The organism is Pseudogracilibacillus sp. SO10305 (assembly GCF_037072005.1).
Lineage (GTDB): Bacteria > Bacillota > Bacilli > Bacillales > Amphibacillaceae > Pseudogracilibacillus > Pseudogracilibacillus intestinigallinarum.
Map to the genome: position 1 here is coordinate 44,776 of NZ_JAXHDE010000013.1, position 24,146 is coordinate 68,921.

18 protein-coding genes, 1 tRNA gene, 1 other RNA gene and 1 other annotated feature are annotated in these 24,146 nt (G+C 34.9%); of the genes, 15 read left to right on the top strand and 5 right to left on the bottom strand.

Features of this window, described 5'->3' with window-relative positions; genetic code table 11:
- Positions 1-11 precede the first annotated feature (11 nt).
- The 5 genes from gyrA to serS all read left to right on the top strand — a co-directional run bounded on the left by gyrA (position 12) and on the right by serS (position 7,946).
- The gene (gene gyrA, locus SPD45_RS10870) at positions 12-2,480 is read left to right on the top strand and encodes a DNA gyrase subunit A (protein ID WP_442962019.1); all 2,469 of its coding nucleotides are present in this window, start codon (positions 12-14) and stop codon (positions 2,478-2,480) included.
- Between the two features lie 216 nt (positions 2,481-2,696).
- The gene (guaB, locus tag SPD45_RS10875; RefSeq protein WP_336267781.1) at positions 2,697-4,163 is read left to right on the top strand and encodes an IMP dehydrogenase; all 1,467 of its coding nucleotides are present in this window, start codon (positions 2,697-2,699) and stop codon (positions 4,161-4,163) included.
- A gap of 35 nt (positions 4,164-4,198) precedes the next feature.
- Positions 4,199-5,506 carry a D-alanyl-D-alanine carboxypeptidase family protein gene (locus SPD45_RS10880; RefSeq protein WP_336267816.1) on the top strand — a complete coding sequence of 436 codons (1,308 nt, stop codon included), beginning with the start codon at positions 4,199-4,201 and terminating at the stop codon, positions 5,504-5,506.
- 16 nt (positions 5,507-5,522) lie between these two features.
- Positions 5,523-6,371 (top strand): pyridoxal 5'-phosphate synthase lyase subunit PdxS, encoded by an 849-nt coding sequence (pdxS, locus tag SPD45_RS10885; protein WP_336267782.1) that lies wholly within the window; start codon positions 5,523-5,525, stop codon positions 6,369-6,371.
- A gap of 47 nt (positions 6,372-6,418) precedes the next feature.
- Positions 6,419-6,629, top strand: a binding site (T-box leader).
- 45 nt (positions 6,630-6,674) lie between these two features.
- A complete protein-coding gene (gene serS, locus SPD45_RS10890) occupies positions 6,675-7,946 on the top strand; it encodes a serine--tRNA ligase (protein WP_336267783.1) in 1,272 nt (423 codons plus the stop codon).
- A gap of 81 nt (positions 7,947-8,027) precedes the next feature.
- Here the strand turns inward: serS and SPD45_RS10895 are convergent, their stop codons facing one another.
- Together SPD45_RS10895 and SPD45_RS10900 are read right to left on the bottom strand one after the other, a co-directional pair.
- Entirely contained in the window at positions 8,028-10,187 is a 2,160-nt protein-coding gene (locus tag SPD45_RS10895) for an MMPL family transporter (protein ID WP_336267784.1), read from the bottom strand.
- Between the two features lie 129 nt (positions 10,188-10,316).
- Positions 10,317-12,551, bottom strand: a complete 2,235-nt coding sequence (locus SPD45_RS10900; protein WP_336267785.1) for a BCCT family transporter — start codon at positions 12,549-12,551, stop codon at positions 10,317-10,319.
- Positions 12,552-12,683: 132 nt separating this feature from the next.
- Here SPD45_RS10900 and SPD45_RS10905 point away from each other — a divergent pair.
- The 5 genes from SPD45_RS10905 to proC all read left to right on the top strand — a co-directional run bounded on the left by SPD45_RS10905 (position 12,684) and on the right by proC (position 16,822).
- A tRNA-Ser gene (locus SPD45_RS10905) sits at positions 12,684-12,776 on the top strand.
- A 79-nt stretch (positions 12,777-12,855) separates the two neighbouring features.
- Positions 12,856-13,857, top strand: a complete 1,002-nt coding sequence (locus SPD45_RS10910) for a LytTR family transcriptional regulator DNA-binding domain-containing protein (RefSeq protein ID WP_336267786.1) — start codon at positions 12,856-12,858, stop codon at positions 13,855-13,857.
- Between the two features lie 282 nt (positions 13,858-14,139).
- The gene (locus SPD45_RS10915) at positions 14,140-14,988 is read left to right on the top strand and encodes an ABC transporter ATP-binding protein (protein ID WP_336267787.1); all 849 of its coding nucleotides are present in this window, start codon (positions 14,140-14,142) and stop codon (positions 14,986-14,988) included.
- Entirely contained in the window at positions 14,985-15,692 is a 708-nt protein-coding gene (locus SPD45_RS10920) for an ABC transporter permease (protein WP_336267788.1), read from the top strand. Before SPD45_RS10915 ends, SPD45_RS10920 begins: the two co-directional genes overlap by 4 nt.
- A 317-nt stretch (positions 15,693-16,009) precedes the next feature.
- A complete protein-coding gene (gene proC, locus SPD45_RS10925; protein ID WP_336267789.1) occupies positions 16,010-16,822 on the top strand; it encodes a pyrroline-5-carboxylate reductase in 813 nt (270 codons plus the stop codon).
- A 33-nt stretch (positions 16,823-16,855) separates the two neighbouring features.
- Here proC and SPD45_RS10930 read toward each other — a convergent pair whose 3' ends face one another.
- Positions 16,856-18,142 (bottom strand): glycoside hydrolase family 18 protein, encoded by a 1,287-nt coding sequence (locus SPD45_RS10930; protein WP_336267790.1) that lies wholly within the window; start codon positions 18,140-18,142, stop codon positions 16,856-16,858.
- Between the two features lie 74 nt (positions 18,143-18,216).
- Here SPD45_RS10930 and tadA point away from each other — a divergent pair, with 74 nt between their 5' ends.
- Positions 18,217-18,684 carry a tRNA adenosine(34) deaminase TadA gene (tadA, locus tag SPD45_RS10935; protein WP_336267791.1) on the top strand — a complete coding sequence of 156 codons (468 nt, stop codon included), beginning with the start codon at positions 18,217-18,219 and terminating at the stop codon, positions 18,682-18,684.
- Here tadA and SPD45_RS10940 read toward each other — a convergent pair.
- The gene (locus SPD45_RS10940) at positions 18,681-19,379 is read right to left on the bottom strand and encodes a hypothetical protein (RefSeq protein ID WP_336267792.1); all 699 of its coding nucleotides are present in this window, start codon (positions 19,377-19,379) and stop codon (positions 18,681-18,683) included. The genes tadA and SPD45_RS10940 overlap by 4 nt on opposite strands.
- Before the next feature lie 216 nt (positions 19,380-19,595).
- On the opposite strand from SPD45_RS10940, the gene ffs reads away from it, so the two are divergent.
- Both ffs and SPD45_RS10950 read left to right on the top strand, forming a co-directional pair.
- Positions 19,596-19,862: signal recognition particle sRNA large type (gene ffs / locus SPD45_RS10945), an RNA gene on the top strand.
- A 155-nt stretch (positions 19,863-20,017) separates the two neighbouring features.
- The gene (locus tag SPD45_RS10950; protein WP_336267793.1) at positions 20,018-20,314 is read left to right on the top strand and encodes a hypothetical protein; all 297 of its coding nucleotides are present in this window, start codon (positions 20,018-20,020) and stop codon (positions 20,312-20,314) included.
- Positions 20,315-20,384: 70 nt separating this feature from the next.
- On the opposite strand, the gene SPD45_RS10955 is transcribed toward SPD45_RS10950, so the two are convergent.
- A complete protein-coding gene (locus SPD45_RS10955; RefSeq protein WP_336267794.1) occupies positions 20,385-21,866 on the bottom strand; it encodes a malate:quinone oxidoreductase in 1,482 nt (493 codons plus the stop codon).
- 355 nt (positions 21,867-22,221) lie between these two features.
- Here SPD45_RS10955 and rbsK point away from each other — a divergent pair, with 355 nt between their 5' ends.
- Positions 22,222-23,145, top strand: a complete 924-nt coding sequence (gene rbsK / locus SPD45_RS10960) for a ribokinase (protein ID WP_336267795.1) — start codon at positions 22,222-22,224, stop codon at positions 23,143-23,145.
- Positions 23,146-23,150: 5 nt separating this feature from the next.
- Positions 23,151-24,077 carry a nucleoside hydrolase gene (locus SPD45_RS10965; protein ID WP_336267797.1) on the top strand — a complete coding sequence of 309 codons (927 nt, stop codon included), beginning with the start codon at positions 23,151-23,153 and terminating at the stop codon, positions 24,075-24,077.
- Positions 24,078-24,146: the final 69 nt, after the last annotated feature.

Sequence of the window (24,146 nt, forward strand, 5' to 3'; positions counted from 1 at the left end):
TAAGCGAAGAAATGCGAACATCCTTTTTGGATTATGCGATGAGTGTTATTGTCTCACGTGCCCTTCCAGATGTTCGTGATGGATTAAAGCCGGTTCACCGTCGTATTTTATATGCGATGAATGAATCTGGAATGCATGCAGATAAAGCATATAAAAAATCTGCACGTATCGTTGGGGACGTTATGGGGAAATATCACCCACATGGTGACTTCTCTATCTATGAAGCAATGGTACGTATGGCACAAGATTTTAGTCATCGTTATTTATTAGTCGATGGACATGGGAACTTTGGATCTGTAGATGGTGACTCTGCGGCGGCAATGCGTTATACAGAGGCAAGAATGTCTAAACTAGCGATGGAATTATTACGAGATATTCAAAAGGATACGATTGATTATCAAGATAACTATGATGGATCTGAAAGAGAACCAGTGTTTTTACCTGCACGTTTTCCAAATTTATTAGTAAATGGTTCATCTGGTATTGCGGTAGGAATGGCGACGAATATTCCACCACATAATTTAGGAGAAACGATCGATGCAGTTTTAGCATTAAGTAAAAATCCTGATCTTACAATCGATGAATTGATGGAAGAACATATTCCTGGTCCAGACTTCCCTACTGCAGGAATTATTATGGGAAGAAGCGGTATTCGTCGAGCATATGAAACTGGCCGCGGCTCGATTACGTTACGTGCCAAAATTGATGTAGAAGAAAATAAAAATGGAACGACAACATTAATCGTGACAGAACTTCCATATCAAGTAAACAAGGCAAAATTAATCGAAAAAATTGCAGAACTTGTTCGTGATAAAAAAATCGACGGTATTACGGAATTAAATGATGAATCAGACCGAAATGGGATGAGAATTGTTATTCGTTTACGTCGAGATGTAAATGCGAATGTTATTTTAAATAATTTATATAAATATACGGCCCTACAAACAACATTCGGAATCAATATGTTAGCACTTGTAAATGGTACACCGAAAGTATTGACGATCAAAGAATGTTTAGAGCATTATTTAGAACATCAAATGAACATTATTACACGTCGTACACAATTCGATTTGAAAAAAGCAGAAGCACGTGCACATATTTTAGAAGGATTACGAATTGCGTTAGATCATTTAGACGAAGTGATTACACTCATTCGTAATTCAAAAACAGCGGATATTGCACGTACAGGATTAATCGAACGATTTAAGTTATCCGAAAAACAAGCACAAGCAATTTTAGATATGCGATTACAACGTTTAACAGGTTTAGAACGTGAAAAAATCGAAGAAGAATATGCGGAAATCTTAAAGTTAATCGAAGAATTAAAAGCAATTTTAGCGGATGAAGAAAAAGTGTTAGAAATAATCCGTGAAGAATTAATGGAAATTAAAGAGAAATTTAATGATGATCGCCGTACTGAAATAACAGTCGGTGGCGCAGATTTCTTTGAAGATGAAGACTTAATTCCTGAAGAAAATATTATTATTACATTAACACATAAAAACTATATTAAACGTCTCCCTACTTCGACATATCGTACACAAAATCGTGGTGGACGTGGTGTACAAGGAATGGGAACGAATGATGATGACTTTGTCGAACATTTAGTTACAACATCTACACATGATACGGTTCTATTCTTTACGAATAAAGGGAAAGTATACCGTCTAAAAGGATACGAAATTCCTGAGTTCAATAGAACAGCAAAAGGAATTCCGATTATTAACTTATTACAAATCGAACAAGATGAATATATAAATACAGTCATTACAGTAAAAGACTTTGAAGAAGAAGGATATTTATTCTTTACGACACAAACAGGTATTTCAAAACGTGTCCCATTACAAAACTTCGCAAATATTCGTCGTGGTGGATTAATTGCTATCACTTTAAAAGATGAAGATGAATTAATATCGGTACGTTCGACAGATGGAACAAGAGATGTCATTATCGCAACGAAAAACGGTTATATTATTCGTTTCGATGAAAATGTTGTCCGTTCGATGGGAAGAGTTGCCGCAGGTGTTAGAGGGATTTCCTTACGTGGGGATGATGAAGTTGTTTCCATGGAAATCGTTGAAAAAGACGGTTATATATTACATGTGACAAGTAAAGGGATTGGTAAACGAACAATCGAATCTGAATACCGTAAAACGAATCGTGGCGGAAAAGGATATTATGTTTGTCGCTTAACAGAAGATACTGGCCATGTTGTAAAAGTGAAAATTGTCCACGGAGATGAAGATTTAATGGTTATGACGGTTGATGGTGTCTTAATTCGTATTCCTGTAGAAGGCATCCCTGTAACAGGTCGTAATACACAAGGTGTTCGCCTCATCCGTGTTCAAGACGGTGAAGAAGTAGCAACTGTTGCCAAAATTGATGAAGAAGAAATCGAGGATGAAGAAAGTCTAGAAGCTTTAGAAACACCGGAAACTTCAGAAGCAACAGATGAATCATCAGATGATCAAACAGAATAATATGGTTGAATAAAATTTTTGAAAAGAAAAAGAGCTAATTTTAATGTAGTTCTTTTTCTTTTATGGAAAGATAAGGAAATGAAAAATACTATTTTTATTTCGTCATGAAAACTTAACGAAAAATAGACAGTATCTTCTTTATCTTTATGAAAAAATGAGTTATGATTTTAATTAACAATTCAAGCAAAAGCAACAACTAGAGGAGGAAATTTAATAATGGGTAAATTTGCAAAGGAAGGTTTAACCTTTGATGATGTTTTATTAGTTCCAGCAAAATCGGAAGTATTACCGAGAGAAGTAGATATATCTGTTGAGTTATCCCCTACTTTAAAATTAAAATCACCGTTAATTAGTGCAGGAATGGATACAGTAACAGAGGCAGATATGGCAGTTTCGATGGCACGTCAAGGTGGATTTGGTGTCATTCATAAAAACATGTCGATTGAAGAACAAGCGGAACAAGTAGATCGTGTAAAGCGATCTGAAAGTGGTGTGATAACAAACCCATTCTTTTTAACACCTGAACATCAAGTTTATGATGCAGAACATTTAATGGGAAAATATAAAATTTCTGGCGTACCTATCGTTAATAACGTCGAAGAGCAAAAATTAGTCGGTATTTTAACGAACCGTGATTTACGCTTTATTGAAGACTATTCAATTGTTATTAAAGATGTCATGACGAGCGAAGATTTAATTACAAGCTCAGTAGGTACAACACTTGATGAAGCACAAAAAATCTTACAAAAACATAAAATCGAAAAATTACCTCTCGTAGATGATAATAACGTTTTACGAGGATTAATAACGATTAAAGATATTGAAAAAGTAGCAGAGTATCCTCATTCTGCTAAAGATGAACATGGTCGCTTAATTGTTGGAGCAGCTGTAGGTGTCACAACTGATACGATGACTCGTGTGGAGAAATTAGTAGAAGCACATGTTGATGTTATTGTAATCGACACAGCACATGGGCACTCTCAAGGTGTGCTTGACCAAGTTCGTAAAGTGCGCGAAACTTACCCAGATTTAAATATTGTTGCTGGTAATGTTGCAACAGCAGAAGCAACGAAAGACTTAATTGAAGCAGGAGCAAATATTGTAAAAGTTGGTATTGGACCTGGTTCGATTTGTACGACACGTGTAATTGCTGGAATTGGAGTACCACAAATTACAGCTGTACATGACTGTGCGATGGAAGCGAAAAAACATGGTGTGCCTGTAATCGCAGATGGTGGAATTAAATATTCAGGAGACATTGTAAAAGCAATCGCAGCAGGTGCAGGTGCAGTAATGTTAGGTAGTATGTTTGCTGGAGTTTCTGAAAGCCCGGGAGAAATGGAAATTTACCAAGGAAGACAATATAAAGTTTACCGTGGTATGGGATCATTAGCTTCGATGAAAGCTGGATCAAAGGACCGTTACTTCCAAGCAGAAAACGATGTGAAAAAACTTGTTCCAGAAGGTATCGAAGGACGAGTTGCTTATAAAGGATCTTTAGCAGATACGATGGATCAACTAGTTGGTGGTTTACGTGCTGGTATGGGATATTGCGGATCAAAAGATTTACAAGCATTACGAGAAGAATCACAGTTTATCCGTATCACAAATGCTGGGTTAAGAGAAAGCCATCCACATGAGGTCCAAATTACGAAGGAAGCACCAAACTATTCAATTAATTAATGTAGATAGGTGATGGAGGTAAAGTAGTGAGTAAGATGTATAAAAGAACCGTATTATTTTCTCTCATCGTATTTGCAATGATATTATCTATTGTTGCACCAAATTCGATAGAGGCAAAAAGTATGAAAACAAAAGCAGAGTCTGCAATTATTGTAGATGTGGAAACAGGTAAAATATTGTATGCCAAAAATGAAAATGAAGCATTACCTCCAGCAAGTATGACAAAAATGATGACTGAGTATATCGTGTTGGACAAGATTAACTCAGGAGATCTTAAATGGGATGATAAAACACAGATTAGTGATTATGCATACGAAATTTCCGCTAATAATAACTTCTCTGGTGTTGGTTTAACCCAAGATAAGGATTACACAGTAAAAGAATTATACGAAGCAATGGCAATTTATTCGGATAATGCGACATCGATTGCATTAGCTGAATTAATTAGTGGAACAGAAGGTAAATTTGTTGAACTGATGAATGAAACAGGTGAAAAATTAGGTTTAACTGATTTTAAATTCGTTAACTCAAATGGGCTAGATAATAAATTATTAGATGGAAAACATCCAGAAGGAACGAAAGCAGATGACACAAACCTTTTATCAGCGAAGTCTGCTGCATTATTAGCTTACCATTTAGTATCTGATTATCCTGAAGTATTAGAAACGACGAGTGTAACGAATACGACATTCGACGGATTAGAAATTACAAATTATAACTGGATGTTGCCACACGATTCACAAAACTTAAAGCAATTCTATTATGAAGGTGTAGATGGTTTAAAAACAGGTCATACAGATTTAGCTGGATATGCATTTACTTCTACCGCTGAAAAAGATGGACAACGTTTAATTACAGTTGTAATGAGAACGAAAAGCGTAGAAGAAAGATTTAAAGAAACAGCTAGATTATTAGATTTTGGTTTCAAAGAATTTGGTGAAGTAGAGTTATTCCCTGCTGGACATCAATTAGAAACAGAAAAAACATTAGATGTTTCGAAAGGAAAAGCAGATAAAGTCGGCATTGAAATAGCTGAAAAAATCTCTGCTCCAATTCAAAAAGGAACTGAAGGAGAATATAACGTTTCCTATGAAATAGATGAATCATTATTGAACAAAGATGGACAATTAGAAGCACCAATTAAAAAAGGCGATAAAGTTGGAGTAGCGAAATTAATATATGAAGGTGAAAATGATCCTGGATATATTACCGAAGATAAAACATTTACAGTAGATATCGTTGCAACAGAAGATGTAGAAAAGAAAAATTGGTTTAGTTTATTAATGAGTGGTATTGGCTCATTTTTTGCAAGTCTCTTTACAAAAATAACAGATTTATTCTAACTAGGGGGATAACGAAGTGATTAATTTTAAACAAGGCGGCGTAATTATGGACGTCGTAAACGAAGAACAAGCAAAAATTGCTGAAGCGGCAGGTGCTGTTGCAGTAATGGCATTAGAAAGAGTACCTTCTGATATTCGTAAAGAAGGCGGAGTTGCTAGAATGGCAGATCCAACTATTACAGAAGAAGTTATGAATGCTGTTTCTATTCCAGTAATGGCAAAAGGCCGTATCGGGCATATTGTGGAAGCACGAGTATTAGAATCAATGGGTGTTGATTGTATCGATGAAAGTGAAGTATTAACACCAGCAGATGAAGTATTTCATATTAAAAAATCAGATTTCTCTGTTCCATTTGTTTGTGGATGTCGTAATATCGGTGAAGCGGCTCGTCGAATTGGTGAAGGTGCGCAAATGTTACGTACAAAGGGAGAACCTGGTACTGGAAATATTGTCGAAGCAGTTCGTCATTTACGTCAAGTAAATGCAGATATTCAACGTTTAGTATCGATGAGTGCAGATGAAGTAATGGTATTTGCACGTGACAATCAAGCACCATATGATGTTTTAATGGAAATTCGTGACAAAGGTCGTTTACCAGTAATCAATTATGCTGCAGGTGGTGTAGCAACACCGGCAGACGCAGCATTAATGATGGAATTAGGCGCTGACGGAGTTTTTGTTGGTTCAGGAATTTTCAAATCAGAAAACCCTGAAAAATTTGCTCGTGCTATTGTTCAAGCGACAGCAAACTATACAGATTATAAATTAATCGCGGAGTTATCAAAAGATTTAGGGACTGCCATGAAAGGTATTGAAATGAGTACATTAACTGGTTTCGATCGTATGGCAGATCGTAGCGAATAATTCGCACTTGATTTTTACCGTTTGAAACGGTAACCTATAGATAATATATAAATGTAATGATAGGAAATAGTAATAGTGATGTTTTCTTTAGAGAGTCGATGGTTGGTGTAAATCGATGAAAAATAGCTATGAATCCATCCTTAAACAGACTTATGAAGAATAAGTTCGGTACTTGGCCGTTATCCATTTAAGCTGGAAGATAAAGGATTTATCTTCAACTTGGGTGGCAACGCGGGAAAAAATACTCTCGTCCCTATTCTTATTAGGGATGGGAGTTTTTTATGGATAAAAGGAGGAAATTGTATGTTAGATATAAGGTTTTTACGTCAAAACTTTGATGAAATTGTACAAAAGTTAGAAAAACGTGGCGAAGACTTATCTGAACTAACACATTTTGGTGAGTTGGATCGCCGACGTCGTGAAATCATTGCAGAGGTAGAGCAATTAAAAGCAAAAAGAAATGAAGTATCTAAACAAATTTCTACGATGAAACGTGAAAAACAAGATGCATCAGCAGTTATTGAAGAAATGCAACAAGTTGGAAAAGATATTAAAGCACTTGATACAGAATTAAACGAAATAGAGGAAAAACTACAAGCTATTATGTTGGCTATTCCAAATATTCCACATGATTCTGTACCGGTCGGTGAAGATGAAGAAGATAATGTGATGATTCGCACTTGGGGAGAAATCCCTTCATTTGCATTTGATCCGCAAGCACATTGGGATATTGGAACAAACTTAGGAATTGTTGATTTTGAACGTGCGGCAAAAGTTGCTGGAAGTCGCTTCGTATTTTATAAAGGATTAGGTGCTCGACTAGAACGTGCATTAATTAGCTTTATGATGGATTTACATGCGGATGAACATGGATATGAGGAAATGTTACCGCCATATTTAGTAAACCGTACGAGTATGACGGGAACAGGTCAATTACCTAAATTTGAAGAAGATGCATTTTTAATTGAAGAAGAAGATTATTTCCTAATTCCTACTGCTGAAGTACCTGTAACAAATTTTCATCGTGATGAAATTTTAGTAGAGGAACATTTACCAACAAAATATGTTGCATATAGTGCATGTTTCCGTTCTGAAGCTGGTTCTGCCGGGCGCGATACACGTGGTTTAATTCGTCAGCATCAGTTCAATAAAGTAGAATTAGTACAGTTTGTTAAACCAGAGGATTCTTATGAAGCATTGGAAGAATTAACTGGACAAGCTGAAAAAGTATTACAATTATTAGGATTACCTTATCGTGTGATGAGTATGTGTACAGGTGATTTAGGATTTACCGCAGCAAAGAAATATGATATTGAAGTTTGGGTTCCGGCTCAAAATACATATCGTGAAATTTCTTCTTGCTCAAACTTTGAATCATTTCAAGCTCGTCGTGCAGGCATTCGTTTCCGTAATAGTGAAGGAAAATTAGAATATGTGCATACATTAAATGGATCTGGTTTAGCAGTAGGTCGTACGATAACAGCAATTATTGAAAATTACCAAAAAGCTGACGGATCGGTCGTAGTTCCAGAAGTATTACGTCCATATATGGGTGGAGTAGAAGTAATTAAATAAAAAAATATATAGCTCTGTATCTTCCTAACATAGATGATACAGAGCTATTTTTGGTGATAGGATGATTCCTATCTCACCTTGCTATTTATTTTTTTGAAACAATAAAATTAATAACGATGGCATAAATATACCACGAATAATAAAGGTATCTAGTAAAATTCCTATTCCCATCGTAAAGCCGAATAAAAATAACTCTTGTAATGGTTGTGTCATTAAGACAGAGAATGTTGCTGCTAAAATAATACCTGCAGATGAGATGACCCCACCTGTTAATTGTACTCCCCTTGCAACCGCCTCTTTCCAAGGATATTTTTCTGCTTCTTCACGAATTCTCGATACGAGCATTATATTATAGTCAATTCCTAATGCAACCATAAAAATAAATGTATATACAGGTAATCTATAACTAATGGCATCTAAATTAAATATATATTGGAAAATCCACCAACTAAAGCCCATCGATGCAAAATAAGATAATAAAATAGTTCCCATCATTAGAAATGGAAGAATAATCGATTTTGTTTGGAATGCAAGCACGATAATGAGTAAAATAGTTACTGCCGCAAATAAAACAATGGTATCTCGGTCGTTCATCTCTTTTACATCAAGCTGTGCTGCGGTTTGCCCGGCAATATGCATTTTGTCAAAATCAGTATGAGCTATAATATCCTCTTCAACATTTCGGATATCTTTGATTGTCGTTAAGGCTTCCCTCTCATACGGATGATCCTTTAATATGACCTGTAATTTTACTGCCTTATTCGACTCTGCGATGAAATCATTTGGTAGTTCATCACCGAGAGCCTCTCGTTCTGGTGATACAGCTTCTATTCCATCTAATTCATTTATTCGCTCGATAATATTTTTCATTTCTTTTTTAAATGTATCATTTACTACGATTTCGTCCTTTGTTTCAAAAATGATAGTTGTTGGAGCGAGTTCCCCAACTGGATAATTTTCTTCTAATAGTTCAAAACCGTTACGGGATGACATATCATCCGGAAAAGATTTCAATAAATTAAATGAAAAGTTTATCGTTGTAAAATTAGCTGCACCAATTAAAAAGATAATGAGTAAGATGGATGCTAACATTGTAGGACGTTTTTTTACTATTTCACTTACTTTTGTCCATAAGCGACTTTTCTTCGTTTTATTTTCTTGTACTTTTGGGATGAATGGCCAAAACGCTCTTCTCCCCATTAATGCGAATATACTTGGAATTAATGTTAAACCGGCAATTAAAATAACGATGACCGCAATAGAAAATACTGGTGCAAAATGGTTGTACGGTTTAAAAACCGTTGCAAAAAGTGTCATCATAGCTAAAAATACAGTTCCACCACTAAAGAAAATCGGTTCAGAAACATGATAAATCGCTTCTTGCATGGACGTATATTTTGATTCATGTTTACTTAATGCTTCTCTATATCTAGAAAAAATGAATAAACTATAGTCAGTTAAGACAGCAAATAACAATACGAGCATAATAGAAACTGCTTGGCTATCAATAGAAAACAATTCCTTTGCTCCGGCAAATCCAATAATACGATCAACGACTCCATAGACAATTCCCGCAATGAGAAGTGGTGTAATCGCTAGTAATGGAGAACGATAAATGACAATTAAGATAATGAAAATGAGCACGACCGTTGCAATCATTAAAACGAAGTCAGCATTTTTAAATAATGCTGTTGTATCTGCTGCAATTCCAGCAGGACCAGTAATTTCAAACTCTATATCCGTGAGACCTAACGATGATACTTTTTCTCTTAATGTATTTAATACATCGTTTGCTTCTCCCGACTCTAGCCCTTCTTCTAATGTAACGTTAAATAGCAAAGTTGATTCATCTTCTGAATACATTTGCTTCTGTATATCATCCGAAAATTGGTGATATGGTAAGGAACTAATAATTTCTTCAGGTTTTTCCTCTGACATGAGCCATTCACTTAATTCGGTTATTTTTTCCTTTGTTTCAGATGAGATCCCTTTTTCATCATGAAAGACAAGTAAGGCTGGCAATCCTTCTTTCGATGGAAACTGTTCCTTTAATGTTTCCTCTGCAATTTCTGAAGGTGTATTTTCTGTTGTACTACCTTCTCCACTACTTCCTTCATAATCTTTCGCTGATGGAAGCGTGACACTTAATATAATAACAGCAAGAAGCCAAATCGATAATACAATTTTCGCTCCTCGCTTACTACTAGAAAAATGACTTATCTTTCTAAAAAAATGTAACATCTTATTCATCCTTTCCCTTTTTCGTACAACTTTTATTATTAGGGATGAAGATGAACAGAACGTGAATTTGATGTAACAAATTAAAATAGCCCAAATGATTGAAACCTCTTCAACCATTTGGGCTTGCGATTATCGCCTATCTTCATTATTGTCGTCATTTATATTACGAACGAGGTCATTGATTATGTCACCCTTCATTTCGTCATATAAATCATCTTTAATTTCCTCATATGCCTTATCTTTTAATTCCTCAAAAATGTCATCTTTTACTTCGTCATATGCCTTATCTTTCAATTCTTCAAAGATATCATCTTTTACTTCATTGTATGCTTTATCTTTTAGTTCTTCGAAAATATCATCTTTCACTTCATCATAGGCTTCATCTTTAAACTTCTCGTATACGTCGTCTTTTACCTCATCATATGCTTTATCTTTTAATTCTTCGTATACATCGTCTTTTACTTCATCATACGCTTTATCCTTTAATTCATCATAAATATCGTCTTTTACCTCTTCATAAGCTTCATCTTTAAATTTATCATATACATCATCTTTTACTTCATCATATGCCTTATCTTTCACTTCATCGTAAATATCGTCTTTTACTTCTTCGTATGCTTCATCTTTAAATTTATCGTACACTTCGTCTTTTACTTCGTCATACCATTCTTCTTTTGCTGTTGTCACAAATTGTTCTTTCATTTCATCTGTTACCTTTGCCATATGTTCCTCTGAAGGTGTTTCTAATGCATCAATCGCATCTTCTTTTATTTCCTCAAGAAATTCATCACGAAATTCTTCTTTTACTTCTTCACGATCTGCAGTTGTTTGTAGTCGTTTTTGTAATGAATAATCTCGTTTGAACATAATGAAAATACTAATGATTAAAAAGATCATGACGATCGCAAATGGTAATGCAGCAATGAGCGAAGCGGTTTGTAATGCATCTAATCCGCCACCACCACTAACGAGTAAAATACTAGCTGTTCCAGCAATTAATAATCCCCAAATGACTTTTATTTTCATTGGTGGAGCAAGAGAACCTCTGGATGTCATGGAACTTAATACATATGTTGCAGAGTCTGCAGATGTAATAAAGAAGATAAAGATCAAGATAATTCCGATTGTACTAGTAATTAATCCAAACGGTAAATGTTCTAACATCGCAAATAATGCTAATTCAACGTTTGAATCAACGATAGTCGCTAATCCACCAGCACCATCGATCTCAATATTTAATGCAGTTCCACCGAACACACTAAACCATAGTACAGCAATGACTGCCGGAACGAGTAATACTCCGGAAATAAATTGACGTACCGTACGTCCTTTTGAAATACGTGCAATAAATAATCCCATAAATGGTGCCCATGCAATATGCCATGCCCAGAAGAAAATGGTATTTTTCCCTAACCAATCACTTTCTGAAAATGGTGTTAAAGTTAGAGCCATTGGAACAACATTCGAAATATATCCACCTAATGTCGTTACAAAACTTTCTGCAATAAATAATGTCGGACCAAAGATAATGATAAATAACATTAAAATTCCAGCAATGGCGATATTCGTATTACTTAAAATTTTAATCCCTTTATCAAGTCCTGATGCAGCAGAAATCATAAAACAAACCGTTACAATTGCAATAATAATTAATTGGACGGAAGTCGTATTTGGTATAGGTGTTAAATAAGACAATCCACCTGTCATTTGCATTGCACTTAGACCGAATGTTGTTGCAACACCAGTACAAGTAGCAAGTACTGCTAAAATATCAATTGTTTTTCCAATTTTACCATCTGTTTTATTTCCTAAGAAAGGATAAAATGCTGAACTAATTAATGCTGGTTTTCCTTTTCTAAACTGTACATATGCTAAGGTTAAACCAACAATGGAGAATATTGCCCAAGGGTGAAATGCCCAGTGATACGCTCCATAACGAAGACCAGCTAATGCAGCATCACGTGTTCCCGGTTCAATTCCTACAGGTGGATCATTATAATAAAGCAATGGTTCTGCAACCCCGAAAAAGACGAATCCAACCCCAATACCTGCGGCAAAAAGCATTCCAATCCATGATAACCAAGAAAATTCTGGTTCATCATCATCTTTACCTAATTTAATATTACCGAATGGACTGATTGCAAGTACAATTACGAATAAAACAAAAAATGCAGTAATCAACATATAAAACCAACCGAAACTCGTAATCATCCATTCTAATGCATCACTAGCTACACTATTTAGAGAACTAGGTGAAGCAGCTCCCCAAATTACGAACAATGCGATAATTATTGTAGAAACATAAAAGACTGCTCCTAATTTTTTTTCACTTTGCCTATTATTTTCGTCACTCGACGTACTCATGTCATTCTTCCTTTCATGTTGTTAATATTTTATACTTTACCCACGAATAAAAAAAGTTAAACATTTTTAAAAAAGATGCATATAACTGTTGACATCTATTTTAAATTCATGTATTATAATAAATGTTGTTACGGAGGAATACCCAAGTTCGGCTGAAGGGATCGGTCTTGAAAACCGACAGGGGTGTCAAAGCCCGCGGGGGTTCGAATCCCTCTTCCTCCTCCATATATTGCATATTAAACCAGTATCGATGACGATACTGGTTTTTTTAATCGAAAAAACTATTCGGATACGGAGGATTATGATGCTAACATTCCATAAGATAGAAAAGCGTAAGAATGATATGACATTACTACCTACATTCTCGTGTACGATGGAACAAAATCAAATTTATGCAATTTATTCAAATGTAAATATACGAGAACAATTATTGCAATTATTACAGATGAAAACTTCCCCTTCTTCAGGAGAAATTTTAATTGATGATATACCATTAACGAAGAAAAACAAACGCCAAATTTATATTCATTATTTACGCGATATGTTATATGATCATTTAACCGTGAAGGAAATGCTACAATTTCTACACCGAATGATTGATACAACAGAACATATTGATACATTATTATCTTTCGTATCATTAGAAGAAAAGGCAAATACACGAGTACATCGTTTACAATTTTCAGAACGAAAAAGATTGCAATTTGCTTATTTATTATTACAAGATGCAAAAGTGATTGTGATGGAAGAACCAGATCAAAATATTGACCTTGAATCGAAACAAATTTTAATGAAAGTGTTGCAACGTTTAAAGGAACATGGAAAAGCTATTTGTTTATTGACGATGAATATGGAAAGTGCGCTAAATTATGGAGATATCGTCTTTCGAATCGATGATAAAGGATTACATGAAGTAGAAATGAAACAAGAAGAAAAAGAAGCGGAAATAAATAATGATTTAATTCCAGTTACATTAGAAAAAATACCATCGAAAATTGATGATAAAATCATTTTATTCGATCCATTTGAAATAGATTATATTGAAAGTAATGACGGTGTGTCACATTTGTATATGAATGGAGATGCATTTCCTTCTACATCTACATTAGCAGAGTTAGAAACGAAATTATTGCCGTTCGGTTTTTTCCGTTGTCATCGTTCGTATATCGTCAATTTACAAAAAGTTCGTGAAGTGATTACATGGACGAGAAATAGTTATAGTTTGATCTTAGATGATGAAAAAAAGACAACAATTCCACTATCAAAGTCGAAAATGGCTACATTGAAAGAAATGTTAGGAATGTAAAATCGGCTTCTTTTTTTAATTACAATTTATGTAAATGTTGTTACGAAGAAATGTAAAACGATAGGACATTCATAGCAATCCTTCATATATAAACGTATCCACTAACATATTGTATGAGTATTTGCATTATTTCCCAGGAAATAATGCTTTTTTTAATGGATCATTTGTCGAAGAAATGATTTCGTTCATCTTTCCTTATACTCCTTTCATTGAAAATATAATGCGGCGTGTTCGAATTACATATACATTAGATATAGCAAAGCAACCAAGGAGGAAATATGGATGGGAAATATGATAGAAATCGAAAATTTAGCAAAAACTTACGGAAATGAGCATGCTTTAACGAATGTAAATTTCGATGTGAAAAAAGGAGAAATTTTTGGCTTTTTAGGACCTAGTGGTGCTGGAAAAACAACGACAATCAAAATTTTAACAGGACAAATGAGTTATACGAGTGGGTCTGTTCAAGTATTTGGAGAAGATGTCATACAATTAAAGAAGTCTAAAAATAGAAAACGTTTCGGAGTGTTAACAGATAATAGTGGTTTATATGACAAACTATCTATTGAAGATAATTTATTATTTTATTGTGATTTATATGATGTCCCGACTAATAAAGTCGATGAAGTATTAGACGTGGTACAATTGAGAGAAGAGAAAAAGAAACGAGTAGCAAAATTATCAAAAGGAATGCGTCAACGAGTAACATTAGCAAGAGCACTTCTACATGAACCAGCATTATTATTTTTGGATGAACCGACATCTGCCTTAGATCCCGTAAATACTCAATATATTTATAAAGGTTTACGCGAATTAAATGAACGTGGAACAACTATATTTTTAACGACACATGATATGGAAGAAGCTGATTGTTTATGTGATCGAATTGCTTTTTTGCATGATGGAGAAATTAAATTACTTGATACACCTGATGCTTTAAAGAAACAATTTGCTAAAGATGAAATTGAAATTGAATTAAAAGATGGGCAACATGTAATATTAAGTAAAAGTAAAAAAGATGCACAAACTTTATATAATTATATGGAGAATGAAGAAATCGAAACAATTCATTCGAATGAACCAACAATTGGTGATATTTTCGTTTATGTAACTGGGAGGGAATTAATATGAATATTTCAATGAAACGTGTGAAAGCAATTTTTATGAAAGACTACAAAGAATTTTCGCGTAATATGTCTATTTCGATCGTTATTTTAATGACACCATTGCTTTCTTTATTTTATGGAAAAACTGGCGATAACACGATCGACAGTTATTATTTAATATTTAATATGACATTCGTAATGGTCGCGACATATGTACAAAGTTGTTTAATTGCGGAAGAAAGAGAAAAAAATACATTACGAGCATTAATACTATCCCCCGCAAATATTCAAGAGATCTTATTAGGGAAAAGCTTATTTACATTTTGTACCACTTTTTTTACGATGATTTTATGTATGATTTTAATTGATTATAGTCCAGCAAACATATCTATTATTACCGTAGCAATGCTGCTTTCAACATTATTTTATATTGCATTAGGGACATTAATTGGTTTATTTGCTAAGTCAGTGATGGAAGCATCTGTTTATTCTTTTCCCGCAATTGGAATATTTACCGTAGGAACATTCGTTCGTTTGTTTTCAGAACAATATCCAATTTTAAAAATAGCTCATTATTTGCCGAATATTCAATTGGTTGATATTGCGTTAAAGGTAGAGGCTGGTAAAGGGTTTGCTAACGTCTTACCTGAATTAAGTATTATTTTACTTTGGTTTATCATTGCGATGATTGTTACTGTTATTGTATATAAAAAGCGAATGGTCGATTAACTTGACAAAATATGAATAAAACCATATATTTTAAATGATATAAATATTCAAAAAAGATGAAGAAGAGACGAGTAAAAAGTATATCGCCCAAAGAGAGTGAAATTCAAAGGCTGAGAAATTTTACGGTATAGATATCTTTTGAACCCTACCTCGGAGTCGTTAGTGAAAAACTAACCGCAAAGAAACATTGCGTTAACAAATAATGAAGTGGACAAATATGTCAATTTAGGTGGTACCGCGGATAAAAAAACAACCTCTATCCGTCCTATAATTTTAGGACGCTATAGAGGTTTTTAAATTTATATTGGAGGAAAAAGATGAATAAAATTGCATTTATCGGAGCCGGTTCAATGGCAGAAGCGGTGTTTGCCGGATTAATACAAACAAATTTTATCGATAAACAACATATTTACGTATCGAATAAGGAAAATGAGGTTCGTTTAGAAGAAATTCGCCAAAAATATGGTGTAAATGGAACGACGAACAAAAAAGAGGCGATGAAAGATGCGGATATCGTATTTTTAGCAATGAAACCACATGATATGGAAAATGCCTTAATCGAAATAAAAGATTATGTAGAAACAGGTCAACTATTTATTTCTGTTATTGCAGGAAAATCGACATCGTTTATACAAGAAGTATTAGGAAAAGAAGTAGCGGTGATTCGTTCTATGCCAAATACGTCCGCAACGATTGGACAGTCCGCGACAGCAATTGCTAAAGGAGCATTTGCAACGGATAAAGACATTCAGATTGCCGAAAGAATATTCGCCTCTATTGGAACAGTTACCGTCGTAGAGGAAGAAGAAATGCATATAGTAACAGCGATATCAGGTAGTGGTCCAGCGTACATGTATTATATTGTAGAAGCGATGGAAAAAGCAGCAATCGAAGCAGGATTATCAAAAGAAACAGCTCAACAATTAATTTCCCAAACCGTAATTGGTGCGGGAAATATGCTACAACAAAGTGAGCTTTCCCCGAGTCAACTACGCATAAATGTTACAAGCCCGAATGGTACGACAGCAGCTGGTTTGGATGCATTACAAGCATATAAAGTAGATGAAGGGTTCATCGCCTGTGTACACCGCGCGAAGGAACGTTCAGAACAATTAGGAAAAGATGAATAAATTTTTACTAGCGACCTAAACATGAACTGGTCGCTAGTTTTCTTTTTCAATTGTAAATTGATCTTCTAATAATAACCAATTTTGTGGAAAACTTAACCCAAGCTTCCAATATGCAATTCCCCGTAATTCATAGTGACGAATTAAATTAAATTTAGCTTGAATACTTCGTGCATCTTCAAACCAAACAATATGTTCTCTTCCATTTTCATCTGTATACTCGAAAAAAGGTGCCTGTGCTGTCGTATCATATTGTATTTGTACTTTATGGTCTAAGGCAATTTGTAATGCTTGTTGTGGGCTTAATGCTCGTGCAAATGATTCTCCTTGAACAAAAGGCAATGTCCAATCATATCCATATAAATTTTGTCCTAGTAAAATTTTCTCTTTCGGTATTTCAGTTAACGCATATTGAAGGACCTTTTCTACTTCATTAATTGGTGAAACTGGAAGTGGTGGTCCTGCACTATACCCCCATTCATATGTCATTAAGATGACAAAATCATTGATTTCTCCTTGTCTTTGATAATCATGTGCTTCATATAATAAACCTTGTTGTGTAGAACTTGTTTTAGGCGCAAGTGCAACAGATAGTGTAATCCCTTTTTCATGTAAGCGACTTTGTAGTTTTTCCATAAAATTATTATATGCTTCGCGATCTTCCGGACGAATAAATTCAAAGTCCATATGTACATCGCGAAATCCATCTTTTACAGCATTATTTACGATATGGTCCATAAAATTTTGTTGCACTGCTTGTACGGTTAATAAAATATGAGCGAGTTCTGTGCTAAATGCTCCTTCTTCAATATTAGAGACAACAAAAGCGAGCTTTGTTTTATGTTGTTTGGCGATCTCTATAAAACGATTTAATGGTGGTGCCGAAAGCGACCCATCACGATTGGCACGATAACTGAAAGGTGCTAAATATGTTAAAAGTTCACTATTGTTTTCGGCTGCCATTTCTAAAGCTGGGGAGACTGTATCGCCTATCGGTTCTATATACCCGAATGTTGTCAGTATACTTTTTTCTCTAGGTGGAATATATAAACGAAGCCCAATAGGAAGCGGCATATTTATTTGCACACGATTCATTCGAGCTAATTGTTCAACAGATAACTGGAAACGTTGACTAATTGTATATAAAGAATCATTCGGTTGGACAAAATAATATTGCCCAAAAATAGGAATGACGAGTGCCTGCCCGACTAATAAATTTGGTGTCGGTAGTTCATTTGCCTCTGATATAGAAAAAACCGAAGTACTATACAAATTTGCAATAGAAAACAATGTTTCACCTTGTTGCACGACATGAATTTGCAAAAGTAACTCCCCCTCATTGAAAAATATGCTATTGTTAATATATGAAAATGAATAAAAAAAAGAAGTGACAAAAGATGAATAGAGACGAAAAGTTTATGAAGGAAGCATTAGAAGAAGCGAAAAAAGCTGCTTTACGAAATGAAGTACCGATTGGGGCAGTTATCGTTTATAACGATGACATTATTGCCAGAGGCTCTAATATTCGTGAGGAAAGTGAAACTACTTTATCCCATGCAGAACTAGTAGCAATAGAACAAGCAAATAAAGTAGTTGGTAGTTGGCGTTTAGAGGGTTGTACATTATATGTCACATTAGAACCGTGTGTCATGTGTGCTGGTGCTATTGTTCAATCCCGAATAAAACGAGTTGTATACGGTGCGATAGATCCAAAAGGTGGTTGCGCTGGTACATTAATGAATTTACTTAATGAATCTAGATTTAATCACCAAGTCGAAGTCACCTCAGGTGTATTAGAAGAAAATTGTCGTGTTTTGTTGCAAAACTTTTTTAAACAATTACGTAAGAAAAAAACGTCGTATTAATGATAACGACGTTTTTTCTGAGCTCTTTTTCGATAAGTAATCCAAGGGAAAATAAGGCCTTTATTTTTTTCATTTCTTCTTTTTTCTTCTCTTAAATATCGCTGTTGTTCTCTGTAATTCATTTCACGGAGTGCCTCTTTACGTTTTTGGCCAGATGCAATTGCATAGACAAAAATAACGACAGGTAAAGCAAGGCTTAATAGAAGCAAATGTGAAAAACTAATTTCCACTGCTGGGACATATTCTTTTAAAAAAATTGGTCCAACAGCAACTAAAGAAAATGCACTTGCTCCATAAACGAGCGCCATGAATGAAATGCTAGACAATGGTAAAAGGGAGAATAAAATAGATCCAAGCACTCCACCTATAACACAACATGCTGCTAAAATAGCTGCGGTTGGAATTAGCATCTGATCTCCAAACATGAGACTTTCTCCATTCACTAAAAACAAATCAAATTGGTAGGAACCTAATAGAATAAGTCCGATAAACACTCCTGTAATAACAAGGATTAGTAAACCTGTTGCAATTATATTGAACACAATTTGAATGGAGTATAAAATTGTACGACCAGCGAATCGAAATATAGCAAATTTAGATAAAAAGACAAAAATACCAAGAATTAAAAATAAGGCGATAAATCCTATAAGATAAATACTATAATCAACGAGTGCTTCTGCAAATTGTCCTGCCATTTATGTAACTCCTTTTTAAATTTCCGAGATGTTTTTTAGTTTAGCAAACATTAAGTATTGTGAATATAGTTTTTGTGAAAAATAATACTTTAGTGTGATATGAAATAGGATGGATTGGATATTTATAAGTATATTTCATAAGAGTAAATAAGTGGAATAAGGTGGGTTGTTTTTATTCATTGCATTTTATCATTCAAACACGTATAATAATAAATGCCGTGCTAGGTGGGGAGGTAGCGGTGCCCTATCACTTGCAATCCGCTATAGCAAGACTGAATCCCCTTCTTAGGTATGGCGACTTTATGGTCTGTCTTAAGGAATTAGTGTTGACGTATAGATCTCACGCAACAGGAACCCATGAACCCTGTCAGGTCCGGAAGGAAGCAGCAGTAAGTGGTCATTCTTGTGTGCCGTGGGGCAACCTAGACCGAGCTATGCACTTAAGCAACGCATAGGGACGTCATATCGATGTTGGGTGCACGGCTTTTATATTTAAAAGCCGAAGGAAAAGTTAGGAGTACCTAGCTTTATATATGTTAAAAGACTTTCGTATGTTATACGGAAGTTTTTTTTGTTATGCATTTGAAAATCCCTGGCTCTGCTGGGGGTTCTGGATAGCTTTTAGAGTGATATTAAAAATGCCTCCTATCGTGATAAAGTTGCAAGAATACAGGTCGAAGTTGCAAGAATACAGGTCGAAGTTGCAAGAATACGAGGCGAAGTTGCAAGAATACGAGGCGAAGTTGCAAGAATACGAGGCGAAGTTGCAAGAATACGAGGCGAAGTTGCAAGAATACGACGTGAAGTTGCAAGAATACGCCGTGAAGTTGCAAGAATACGCCGTGAAGTTGCAAGAATACGCCTCAAAAAAACTACGAGAATGCAACGACAAAGCCCAATCACCTCCCCCACAAGAAACAGGAAGTTATGATTAAGAACAATCTTTGTAAAATCGACATAAAAAGAGCTAAGCATGTTGATATGCTTAGCTCCTTATTTATATTCTTAACGTAGCCCGAGATTTTTCTCAGCTTCTGCTACTATTTCTTCTAATAATTCGGGATGATCCACTAGTTTCTTGCCGTAAGAAGGAATCATTTCTTTAATTTTATCTTCCCATTGAGGCATTTTTTCTGGGAAACATTTTTCAATAACATCCAACATAACTTTAACAGCTGTGGAAGCCCCAGGAGAAGCCCCTAATAATGCAGAAATAGATCCATCCATACTTGTTACGACTTCTGTACCGAATTGTAATGTTCCTTTTCCATTTTCTTCTGTATCTTTAATTACTTGTACACGTTGTCCAGCTACGATGAAATCCCAATCTTCGCTTTTAGCATTTGGAATAAATTGACGTAACTCTTCCATACGTTGTTCTTTCGATAACATTAATTGCTGAACTAAATATTTTGTTAAAGACATTTCTTTCGCACCAGCAGCAAGCATTGTGAATACGTTATTCGGCTTCACAGACGTAATTAAATCCATATTTGAACCAGTCTTTAAAAACTTCGGTGAAAAACCAGCAAAAGGTCCGAATAATAATGACTTTTCATTATCGATATATCGAGTATCTAAGTGTGGTACGGACATTGGTGGTGCACCAACTGCTGCCTTTCCGTAAACTTTTGCATGGTGTTGTTCCACCACTTCAGGGTTTTTACAAACCATGAAAATACCACTAACAGGGAATCCCCCGATTTGTTTACTTTCTGGAATACTAGATTTTTGTAGTAAATGTAGACTTCCCCCACCAGCTCCGATAAATACGAAGTTAGCACGGTGTTTTTCTACCTTACCTGTTTGTGCATTTTTCACTTTTACTTCCCAAAGTCCTTCAGGAGTACGCTTAACATTGTTCACTGTATGATTGTAGTGCATTGCAACATCTTGATTTTCTAAATGATCTATTAACATGCGTGTTAAATTACCGAAGTTGACATCTGTTCCATTATCTACTTTTGTAGCAGCAATTCGGTCATTTATATCACGGTTTTGCATCATTAATGGAATCCATTCTTTTAATGTTTCAGCATCATCTGCAAACTTCATGTTTTTAAACAATGGATTCTCCTTCATCGCTTCAAAGCGACGTTTTAAATAATCAATATTTTCTTCCCCTTGTACCATGCTCATATGTGGTAATGGCATAATAAAATCTTCAGGGTTTTTAATTAATTGTTGCTTCACTAAATAAGACCAAAATTGTAATGAAACTTGGAATTGCTCATTTACATTAATCGCTTTGGAAATATCGACCGTGCCATCTGCATTTTCCTTTGTGTAGTTTAATTCACAAAGAGCAGCATGACCTGTTCCAGCGTTATTTAATTCATGAGAACTCTCTTCTCCAGGTTTGTCGAGCTTTTCGAACACTTGAATATCCCATTCAGGAATTAATTCTTTTAAAAGGGTTCCAAGCGTCGCACTCATAATTCCAGCGCCGATTAGGATAACGTCAGTTTTTGATTCATAATTACTCATAGTCGTCACCATATCCTTATCTTTTAGATTTTTTTAGAAAATTGTGCACACAAGATTAAGCGCCACTTCCTTAAAAGGACGCAAATTGCCGCAAATTTCTCTTAATTTTTTAATACTATATCTATACCATTAAATAGTGTAACATAATTCAAAATTACTTTACATTAACATGTATCTTATTATAATAATTTTATAATAAACTCGACTAGTTGTCATATAAAGAATGTGAAATGTAGAACATAGACCTTTAGAAGTAACAAATAGCACATAATTTGCGTAAATGTTACAATATGTGTACGGATTTTTAGCTAAATTTTCTATGAAAATAGAAGGAAAAGTGGAGGACAATCAGTCAATGTATAATGATATCGTCATAATAGGTAGTACAAATATGGATTTAGTAATTAATGTCAAGGAGCGTCCAGCTGCTGGAGAAACTGTATTAGGTGATCGTTTATTTACAAACCCTGGTGGAAAAGGAGCCAACCAAGCATATTCTTGTGCGAATGTAGGTGGAGATATTGCCATGATTAGTGCTGTTGGGGATGATGTTTTTGGTGAACAGTTATTACATAATTTGGAAAAAGTCGGGGTACATACAGCATGTATCAAACAAATCCCTAATGAATCTTCAGGTGTAGCGCTTATTACGGTAGATGAAAATGGAGAAAATAGTATTATCGTTGCACCTGCGGCAAATAGAGAAGTAACTCCAGCACTCATTGAAGAGTATGAAGCTAATATAAAAAATGCAAAAGCAATTTTAATACAATTGGAAATACCTTTTGAAACTGTAGAGTTGTCTGTTAAATTGGCGAAAAAACATGACGTGTTAGTCTTTTTAGATCCAGCTCCTGCAAGAGAGTTGCCACAGAAAGTACTAGAAAATGTCGATTATATTTTACCAAATGAAACAGAATTAGCGCAAATTACCAATATGGAAGTAAAAGATAAAAATACTGCGATAGAAGCGAGTAAAAAACTACTGGCACAAGGTGTCAAAACAGTAATTGCAAAACTAGGAAAAGATGGTGTCGTGATTTGTTCTAATGACAATGAAATATACATTCCTGGTGAAAAAGTATCCGCAGTAGATACGACAGGTGCGGGAGATGCATTTGCCGGTGCATTCATCTCACAAATTGTTGCTGGTAAAACGGTAGAAGAAAGTGTTTCCTATGCCAATATTGTCGGTGCATTAACAGTGACAAAAGTTGGTGCACAAGCAGCAATGCCTACGAAAGAAATGGTAGAAAACTTTATGAAAGAGAGAGCATAAGTAAAATGAAAAAAATAATTTTAGATGTAGACACAGGAATTGATGATGCATTAGCAATTGCTTATGCAACAAAATCAAAAGATTTGGATGTTTTAGGATTAACAACGACGTTTGGAAATGTACAAGTGAAAGATGCTACAAGAAATACACAATTTATTTTACAAATGTTAGAAAAGGACATTCCTGTTTATGAAGGTTCGGATAGACCATTAAACCAACAAGAGCCATATTTAGCAGTGGCACAAAAAGTGCATGGTAATGATGGATTAGCGAATAAATTAGAAGCATATGATGTCGTTACAGAAGAAAAACAAACAGGAGAGGCGATTTCTTTCATCATTGATAAAGTAAAGAAGTATCCAAATGAAGTAACATTAATTTTTGTTGGGCCATTAACGAACTTAGCGAAAGTATATGAACAAGCTCCTGAGGTTGCCACACTCGTCAAAGAAATTATTGTTATGGGTGGTGCTGTTACAGTACCTGGAAATGTTCGCTCACATGCGGAAGCAAATATATTTTCTGACCCTGAAGCGGCAAAACGTGTTTTACAGTCGGATTTGCCAATTACATTAGTCGGTTTAGATGTTACAATGCAAACACTGTTGTCACGTGATGAAGTGAAAAGATGGGAAAAAACAGATTCGGAGGCTTCGAAATTTTTTGCTAATATAACAAATTATTATATTGATTTTTATGAAAGTTTCCGTCCTGGGATAGGTGGTTGTGGTTTACACGACCCATTAGCCATTGGTAGAGCAATTGATCCAACGTTCGTTCAAACGAGAGCGATGAATGTAGATGTTCATTTAGATGAAGCATTACGTGGAAATACATTTGAAACAGAAAAAACAACCAAAAATACATCTGTCTGTTTAGAAGTAGATGTTCAGCGATTTTTAGATCATTTTGTACAGACGATAAATTTTTGAGTATAAAGTTAACAGCAACTTCACTTTGAGGTTGCTGTTTTTTATAAATATTACAGTGAAAATTACATA

Bases quoted from the DNA above. Each gene is read 5' to 3' on its own strand.
- gyrA (WP_442962019.1), top strand. From the start codon at position 12: ATGCGAACATCCTTTTTGGATTATGCGATGAGTGTTATTGTCTCACGT.
- guaB (WP_336267781.1), top strand. From the start codon at position 2,697: ATGGGTAAATTTGCAAAGGAAGGTTTAACCTTTGATGATGTTTTATTA.
- SPD45_RS10880 (WP_336267816.1), top strand. From the start codon at position 4,199: ATGTATAAAAGAACCGTATTATTTTCTCTCATCGTATTTGCAATGATA.
- serS (WP_336267783.1), top strand. From the start codon at position 6,675: ATGTTAGATATAAGGTTTTTACGTCAAAACTTTGATGAAATTGTACAA.
- SPD45_RS10895 (WP_336267784.1), bottom strand. From the start codon at position 10,187: ATGTTACATTTTTTTAGAAAGATAAGTCATTTTTCTAGTAGTAAGCGA.
- SPD45_RS10900 (WP_336267785.1), bottom strand. From the start codon at position 12,551: ATGAGTACGTCGAGTGACGAAAATAATAGGCAAAGTGAAAAAAAATTA.
- SPD45_RS10910 (WP_336267786.1), top strand. From the start codon at position 12,856: ATGCTAACATTCCATAAGATAGAAAAGCGTAAGAATGATATGACATTA.
- SPD45_RS10915 (WP_336267787.1), top strand. From the start codon at position 14,140: ATGGGAAATATGATAGAAATCGAAAATTTAGCAAAAACTTACGGAAAT.
- SPD45_RS10920 (WP_336267788.1), top strand. From the start codon at position 14,985: ATGAATATTTCAATGAAACGTGTGAAAGCAATTTTTATGAAAGACTAC.
- proC (WP_336267789.1), top strand. From the start codon at position 16,010: ATGAATAAAATTGCATTTATCGGAGCCGGTTCAATGGCAGAAGCGGTG.
- tadA (WP_336267791.1), top strand. From the start codon at position 18,217: ATGAATAGAGACGAAAAGTTTATGAAGGAAGCATTAGAAGAAGCGAAA.
- SPD45_RS10940 (WP_336267792.1), bottom strand. From the start codon at position 19,379: ATGGCAGGACAATTTGCAGAAGCACTCGTTGATTATAGTATTTATCTT.
- SPD45_RS10950 (WP_336267793.1), top strand. From the start codon at position 20,018: ATGCCTCCTATCGTGATAAAGTTGCAAGAATACAGGTCGAAGTTGCAA.
- SPD45_RS10955 (WP_336267794.1), bottom strand. From the start codon at position 21,866: ATGAGTAATTATGAATCAAAAACTGACGTTATCCTAATCGGCGCTGGA.
- rbsK (WP_336267795.1), top strand. From the start codon at position 22,222: ATGTATAATGATATCGTCATAATAGGTAGTACAAATATGGATTTAGTA.
- SPD45_RS10965 (WP_336267797.1), top strand. From the start codon at position 23,151: ATGAAAAAAATAATTTTAGATGTAGACACAGGAATTGATGATGCATTA.